The sequence below is a fragment of the Methylobacterium sp. WL103 genome, assembly GCF_008039885.1.
GTDB lineage: Bacteria > Pseudomonadota > Alphaproteobacteria > Rhizobiales > Beijerinckiaceae > Methylobacterium > Methylobacterium cerastii.
Genome location: NZ_VRUX01001103.1, coordinates 1 through 771 on the forward strand (window position 1 = coordinate 1; position 771 = coordinate 771).

The 771-nt window shown below is 68.6% G+C and carries 1 protein-coding gene; it reads left to right on the top strand.

Going from position 1 to position 771, the window contains the following annotated elements; all coding sequences use genetic code 11:
- Positions 1 to 375: 375 nt before the first annotated feature.
- Positions 376 to 771: response regulator (locus FV222_RS28055; protein WP_147816406.1), on the top strand; the 396-nt coding region annotated here is incomplete at its 3' end.

Genomic DNA, 771 nt, shown 5'->3' on the forward strand with positions numbered 1-771 from the left:
GAAGCGGCCGCGCCGGACCGCGCGGCCCCCCCGATTCGGTCCCGCCCACGCCGTCGGATGTCTCAGCCATCGCGCCCCTCGCTCCCCGGAAGCGGCGGAAACGAAAAACGCCGCGCCGACCGCATCATAGGGCGAAATCGCGACCGCCGACGAGACGGGCGAGACGCGGCGCATCGCCCGGATACGGCCAAGCTCCCATGGCCGCTCGCTTTTTTCGAAACTTCGGCTTAAAGCGACAGACCGTCCGCGCGAAACGGACACGGTCATACGACTCGTCGTCGCGTTCGCGTTTTTGCCTGCCCCGTCCGGGGCCGGAGGCGGCGACGCGGGCCACCGCCACGCGCCCGCGACCGCCCCGTCAGTCAAGGAACGCGCATGCCGACCATCGCCCTCGTCGACGACGACCGCAACATCCTCACCTCGGTGTCGATCGCGCTGGAGACCGAAGGATACCGGATCCAGACCTACACCGACGGCGCCTCGGCGCTCGACGGGCTCAAGCACTCGCCCCCCGACCTCGCGATCTTCGACATCAAGATGCCGCGCATGGACGGGATGGAGCTTCTCAGGCGCCTGCGGCAGAAATCGGACCTTCCGGTGATCTTCCTCACCTCGAAGGACGAGGAGATCGACGAATTGTTCGGCCTCAAGATGGGCGCCGACGACTTCATCCATAAGCCGTTCTCGCAGCGCCTGCTGGTCGAGCGGGTGAAGGCGGTGCTGCGCCGCTTCGCCCCGAAGGACGGGCCGGGCGCCGCCGCCCGCGAGGCC